The organism is Sphingomonas sp. 10B4 (genome assembly GCF_035019905.1).
GTDB lineage: Bacteria > Pseudomonadota > Alphaproteobacteria > Sphingomonadales > Sphingomonadaceae > Sphingomonas > Sphingomonas glacialis.
The window spans coordinates 1-6,092 of the sequence record NZ_JASJVC010000118.1 but is presented as its reverse complement, the minus strand read 5'-3'; the positions used below and the strand labels follow the sequence as shown (position 1 = coordinate 6,092).

The 6,092-nt window shown below is 60.0% G+C and carries 8 protein-coding genes; 4 read left to right on the top strand and 4 right to left on the bottom strand.

What is annotated here, in order from left to right; genetic code table 11:
* The 3 genes from QN347_RS18555 to QN347_RS18545 form a co-directional block, all read right to left on the bottom strand.
* A partial coding sequence (locus tag QN347_RS18555) for a PAS domain-containing protein (protein ID WP_323494301.1) occupies positions 1-311 on the bottom strand: 311 nt, incomplete at its 3' end.
* 280 nt (positions 312-591) lie between these two features.
* Positions 592-756: a hypothetical protein gene (locus QN347_RS18550; RefSeq protein ID WP_323494300.1), complete on the bottom strand. Its 165-nt coding sequence runs from the start codon at positions 754-756 to the stop codon at positions 592-594.
* 359 nt (positions 757-1,115) lie between these two features.
* Positions 1,116-2,162, bottom strand: coding sequence for a MobA/MobL family protein (locus QN347_RS18545; RefSeq protein WP_322164290.1), 1,047 nt, complete (start codon positions 2,160-2,162; stop codon positions 1,116-1,118).
* Positions 2,163-2,294: 132 nt separating this feature from the next.
* On the opposite strand from QN347_RS18545, the gene QN347_RS18540 reads away from it, so the two are divergent.
* The 4 genes from QN347_RS18540 to QN347_RS18525 all read left to right on the top strand — a co-directional run bounded on the left by QN347_RS18540 (position 2,295) and on the right by QN347_RS18525 (position 5,784).
* A complete protein-coding gene (locus QN347_RS18540; RefSeq protein ID WP_322164289.1) occupies positions 2,295-2,561 on the top strand; it encodes a hypothetical protein in 267 nt (88 codons plus the stop codon).
* Complete coding sequence (locus QN347_RS18535; protein ID WP_322164288.1) at positions 2,551-3,099, top strand: hypothetical protein; 549 nt, start codon at positions 2,551-2,553, stop codon at positions 3,097-3,099. The genes QN347_RS18540 and QN347_RS18535 overlap by 11 nt, the downstream gene beginning before the upstream one ends.
* Before the next feature lie 212 nt (positions 3,100-3,311).
* Complete coding sequence (locus tag QN347_RS18530) at positions 3,312-4,571, top strand: replication initiation protein (protein ID WP_322164287.1); 1,260 nt, start codon at positions 3,312-3,314, stop codon at positions 4,569-4,571.
* A 613-nt stretch (positions 4,572-5,184) separates the two neighbouring features.
* A complete protein-coding gene (locus QN347_RS18525) occupies positions 5,185-5,784 on the top strand; it encodes a hypothetical protein (protein ID WP_322164286.1) in 600 nt (199 codons plus the stop codon).
* Positions 5,785-5,869: 85 nt separating this feature from the next.
* Here QN347_RS18525 and QN347_RS18520 read toward each other — a convergent pair.
* On the bottom strand, positions 5,870-6,092 hold a 223-nt coding region (locus tag QN347_RS18520), incomplete at its 5' end, for a hypothetical protein (protein ID WP_323494299.1).

The following is a 6,092-nucleotide window of genomic DNA, read 5'->3' as shown; positions in this document are numbered from 1 at the left end:
ACGGCGTTGCGGAATGGGTGACCGTTGCACTTGTAGTTCAAGATTTCGACAAGCACCGGACGATGCTCTCGTACACCGCGACGGATCTCCTCGGTCAGCCACGGCTCAGTCGCCGGGCCCGACAGGAAGCGGCAGTTGCGCCCAACGACTTCCTCGACCGCATACCCGGTTAACTCGCAGAAGCCGGCGTTACAGGCAACGATGGGGTTGTCGGGCAACCGCGGATCACTGATCACCGAAGGAATCGGACTATCGGCGACCAGACGTAAATGGCGGTCCCGTGTGGAAAGGAAATCGGCCTGTTTCGTCATATCAGCTGCGAGTCCGATACATGCCAACTTTCATACCGGCGGCGGGGCCGTGTGCCACCATAATTATTAGAGAATGGTGGGGAGCTCATGCGCAAGAAAGGATTGGCCGTCCCCGTAGGTTACAGTCCAGAATATGTTCGAACATCCAGGTCGCGGTCCCTTTGCCGCGAATTGCCGAGCGATCTATCGGCTGGGGCCGCAAGTTTATGGGTAAAAACGCGCTGTTCGTAATGCCTGCTATACCGCAACTGTTTGCCGAAAGCTGCCAGACCGCAATCAACTAAGCCGTGACATCCGCGATCGGCGGCGCATCGGATTTCTGCATCACCGCAAGGCCGAGTTTTCCGCCGTTCCAAGCGTGATGCAAAACCTGTGATTTCTGCATCAGGAACAGCGAAAAGTGGTGGCGAGCGGCCATTCCAGTTGCTGTAAGACATGCGCTCATTTAACGCGCATACAACCACCGCTAGCGCGCCCTTTCGTTACGACCCAATGCTGACCCTTCATCAGCCAGTGAAACGGGCCACTCTTCGGCACAGCGCATTCCGTACCGCCATAGATCACTCCGATCCCTACCATGCCCGCGAAAAGGGCTAATGACAGGAACATAGCCCATCGGCGCCCCGTCACTGCTCGCTCCTCCGCAAGTGCAGCTTTGGATTAGTCAGGTTGTTCATCCAGGCGCCCTTTTACGAGATGTTGGCAGAAAGTTACGAAATTAGCCCCTCTTGTGACATAAACTTTAACCGATTACGGCCTTTACGCGGATCGGGGTTAAACGGCAAAGTCTGGTCGTAAGCGGACCTACCGCCCGAGCGACGGCCCATGATCGTGATCGATCTGCCGCTGCTGATCGCGCTCCACCTGACGCTGGCGCAACTGTTCGCGCTGCACCGCCTCCCGCTGCGCCTGTTCCTGCTGTAGCTGAAGCCGTGCCTGCGCTTGCGCGCGTTCCTGGGACTGACGCTCGATCTCCTGCGTCCCCACCGCCGCCAGCGCCTCCCGGCTGAACGGCGATTGCATGCGCCGCGCCATCCGCTGGGCGTACTCGACCCCCCATTCCAACGCCTGCTGCGCCTTCTGCAAGGCCACGTCGCGCAGTTCCAGCAGCCGCGACCGCTCCCGCGCCCGATCCGTCACTGGCTCGTACTCGCGACCCTCCGCGCGCGCCTCGCGCTGCGCCTTGCGCTCGATCGCCGTCACCGCCGGCCCCATCTTCTCCTGCGCCGACCCATCCAGCCCCTGCTCTGCCCGCGATCGATGGTCGATCCGCGCATGACACTGCGCCTGCGCCAATGCCGTATTGGTCAGCTCCTCCCAGCGCCCCCGCTCGTACTCGGCTGGCGTCGGCAATTGGTGGCGCTTGCAGTGGATGGGGTCCAGCTCAGCCACCTTTTTGCCGAGGGTGCCGTCCGGCTCCACCCGGCAGGCCGACATGACGATATGCGCATGGTGGTTGCGCTCGTCCCCTTCGCCGTGCGGTCGATGCACAGCTACGTCCACCGCCACCCCGTACCGGGCGGATAGATCCTGCCCGTAACGCACCGCAAGCGCCCGCCGCTGGTCGGGATCGAGTTCGGCTGGAAGCGCCACCTGTATCTCCCGTCCCGGCACCGCGTCCCCCCGCTTGTGGTGCGCCTCGACCCGGTTCCAGAACACCCCCCGCTCCTCCGCGCGCTCCCCCGGCAGCACCAGCGTGGCGCTCTCCACGCCATCGCGGCGGCTATAGTCGTGGGTCACGCCGTCGCGGAGATTGGTCAGGTTTTCGCCTGACCGATACGCGATCGACCCGATCACCGAACGCCCGCTGCTCCGCGCCATCGGCTTCATCGTCAGATGGAAGATGGCCACGCGGACTTTCCTTCTGCCTTGGGGTGCAGGGGGAACCCTTGCCGCGATGTATTCAAAGAATACTCTAATCGCGCCCTTCAAACTTTCTTGCTTCTAAGCTTCTGGGTGCTAGGTTTCAATACGGAGGGCTTCATGGTTGCCAGAGTCACACAGGAACATGCTGACAAGATTCGCCTCCGAGCGAAACAAGCCCTCGAACGTGCGCGCAAGATCGAACGCGCTCTTTCCCAGCAAGGACGTAAAGACGACGCCCGTCGCAAGATCATCGCCGGCGCCATCCTGTTCGAATGGGCCAAGGCTGATCCGGTCATCGCGGAACGGCTGACACAGGCCATCACCGAGATCGCCCGCCCGCTCGATCGCCGAGTCTTCGAAGGCTGGTCCCTTGATGACCAATGACCCCGACGACGATCTTCCACCGTTGCCCGAGGACGTCGGTGCCGATGTGCTCACCGCCCGCATGGAGAGACTTGAGGACACGATCCTCCGGGGTGTCAGCCGTATCGAGCAGGTCGAAGCCTCCGTCACCCAGCAGACCGCCACCATCGCCAAAGGCTCGGCTCACCTCGAACGCCAGGTGCACCGTTTCACCGTCCATTCGCTCTGGTCGTTCGGCGGCGGCATCTTCCTCGCCGCGCTGGCCCTGCTCGCTGTCGGCGTCGCGATCGGGCAGCAGTGGGGCCGGCAGGAGGGATACGATGAAGCCAGCACCGAGAACGCCGCGGCCAGCTGGGGCGCGACCGACGAAGGCCGGTGGGCCTATGCCTTCGCTCAGACAGGCGACCTCGCCATGATCCGCAACTGCACCGGCAAGGGCTGGGAAATCTCCAAGGGCACTTGCTCGCCCCAAGTCGCCAGCGATCACATGATCTACGGCTGGCACCTGATCGACCAGCCGGCCCTCCCGGTGCGCCGCAAACGCCGTAAAACCCCCTAGGAGGCTCGTGGGAGTGCGGCACTCGCCCACCAAGGGAGAATGCACGGAAAACCTCTCTGGAAGCGCCTGAGCAGGCTCCAGCCGCAGTTTGGGGCACCTCCCGCCCCCAATCACCTTCCGTTCCGCTAAGCCATTCCTCGATCCGACCGGGCGGTATGTGAAGTTGGGAAAGCTCCGCCCGACCGGCAGGCTCGTTTCCAAATCAAAACTCCGTGCGTCAGCACGCCATTTTGCGCGTCAGCGCTCCTATTGTTCTAAAGGTTCTAAGGTTCAGGGGGTCTGTAACCCGCAGAAAACTGCCGTTTTTTGAGCCTAAAACCGACTTATTGGGAGCGAAAACCGACTTATTGGGAGCGAAAACCGACTTATTGGGAGCGAAAACCGACTTGAAAACCGACTTCGAAGGTGATCGAAGTCGGTCAATGAATGTCCCCATGAAACAGGCTCTCGCCGACCGCGCCGAACGCACTGACGAACTCGTCGCGTCGGGCAGGCAGGTCGACATGGTGTTTAAGCAGGGGCAGAAGGCTCTCAGCCTACGTGCACAAAAGCTTTGGCACCTATTGGTGAAGCAGGCCGGGGGGAAACTAGCCGACAACGTCACGCACACCATGCCACTCTCGGATCTCTACCAGACCGGCCTGGGCCATATGACCTTGGCCGAGCGCATCGACACGCTGCGCGAGTTGCAGACCACATTGGTCGAGGTGACGGCCCCTTCGGCTAAGATCAAAGGCCGAATGCGCGTCATTACCGGCCCCCTGCTCGATTATGTAGCTCGTGACGAGGACGACCGTGGTGATCTGGAGTGGTCGTTCAGCCGGGTCCTTCGTACGGTTTTTGCCAATTCCAGCCATTGGGCCGTGCTCTCCAAGCGCGCGGTTATGGCCTTCGAAAGCCGCTACTCGCTGCGCCTTTACGAACTGCTCGCGCTGCGCAGCGGCCTCGACCACAAGACTGCAGAAACGTTCGCTCTCGACGATCTGCGCGCTCGCCTCGGCGCGCCAGATGGAAAGTTAGCCGAATGGTTCGACTTTCGCCGCAAGGCTCTCGATCCGGCAATTGCCGAGGTGAACCAGCTCGCTGGATTCCGCGTATCCTACGAACCTGTGAAACGCGGTCGAGCCGTCACATCGGTGCGACTGTTATGGGAAATCAAATCCGGTAGCGATCGTACCGCGACGAAGCGCGAACTAGACGGGCCAAAGGTAGGCCGTAAGGCGCGCCGTGAAAACGCCGTGGAGCACATCAACGACACGCCCATAGTGCCGCTTGAGTTTCCGGGCGGGTCGATCCGCTACTCCGCCTTTGCAGAGGTCGCCCGCGCCGCATTACCGTCCCCGGCTCGCGATCTTGATGCTGTAGCGGACGATTTCAGGCGATGGGCAAGAAGCAGCGGGAAGCCGTTGAGTGGCCCCAGGATCATCGAAATGTTCGCCGGATTTTGCAGAAATCAGAAAGCTGCTGGCTAACAAGCGGACAAAGTGACCTCGTGCGGATTGTGAGATTGCCGCCGAGCAGTTGACGCAATCGATACAAAGCAGTTTACGGTCTACCTCAGGTAAGGTTTACGCAGGTTGCCCCTATGAGTTTATCCCCTACGGAAGCCGGAAAGCACGTCGGCTTGACGAAGCAATCCATCATTAAAGCTGTCCGTTCTGGTAGGCTTTCTGCCACTAAGAATGCGAGCGGTGAGTGGGAAATCGAGCCGGTCGAATTGTTTCGAGTTTGGCCTGCCGTAAACCAAGACAGGGGTAAGGTTGCCCCTCAGGTTGACGCTCTTACCCCCCCTGAAAATGGGGAGGTTGTCGCCTTGCTCAAGGAACAAATTGACCTTCTAAAATCCCAATTGGACGATGTTCGGGCTGATCGTGAGGACATGCGCACTGATCGCAATCATTGGCGCCAGATAGCTGAGCGTAGTCTGTTGACCGATCAACGCCCCGCCCCGGATCGCCCATCGGAAACGCTACCACAGTCGCTAGAGGTTGTGCCGATCGGAGAACCCACTCCATCCCCACAGCCCCAGCCAGAAGGCAGATTCTGGTCGCGATTGTTCGGCCGCGCCGATCAGCAAGGAATGCTATGAGCACAGAATTACAGATCGAGCGGCCGGATGTGATCGTGCCGGATACCGGCCCGCTGATCCATCTGGCACAGACCGATGCCCTGCACCTGCTCCACCAAATTGGCGGACGGGTCGTAGTGGCCGATATGGTCGCGTTTGAAGCGACGCAGGACATGACCAAGCCCGGAGCGCAGGAGATACAGGATTGGCTCGATGCGGGGCAAAAGCCCAATAGCAACGCGCCTGTTCTGGTTGCTCCAACCGAAATCGGCAGGCTGTTCGCCACGGCTCGCACCGTCGATCCCACCGCGCGCGCCAAGGATGCCGGCGAACTGGCGATCATGCAGTGGCTCGGAAACTACGTGGACTATCATAGCGATGCTAGCATTCTCATCGTCTATGAGAACGGCAAGATTCCGCGCTTCGTCCGCGAAACGGGTTTGGATATGGCAACAGACGTGCTGACCACGCGCGCCTTCCTCGAACTAGCCGAGCGACGTGGGATCGTGAGCAGTGCCGAGGACTACTGGCAGCGCATTGTAGATGTAGCCCCCACAGCTAACCCCCAAGTCGCTACAATGTCGATCCGAAAGCCGAAGCAGGATCGCGACACATGATGCAAAAATCAAAAGTTTTGCATCAACGTCGAGACGCAAAGCGGTCGGTCGGCTGACGACCACTTTCCGCCATCATCGTGCTGCGCTAAATGAACCGGATGACAGGGGATGCACCAACTTCCGATAACGGCGTTTTCGTGCTGGCAACCTTCAATCGGACACTTGCCTTGCCCGTGTTGATCATCTTCGCAGGATTAATATCAGCAGCGGTAGTGGCGTCGATATTTGAGATATACTCCGTCTGCTTGACGACCCGCAAAATCGTCGCTCGCTCAAGCCATGATTCTGAAATCTGCAGGATCGATGAC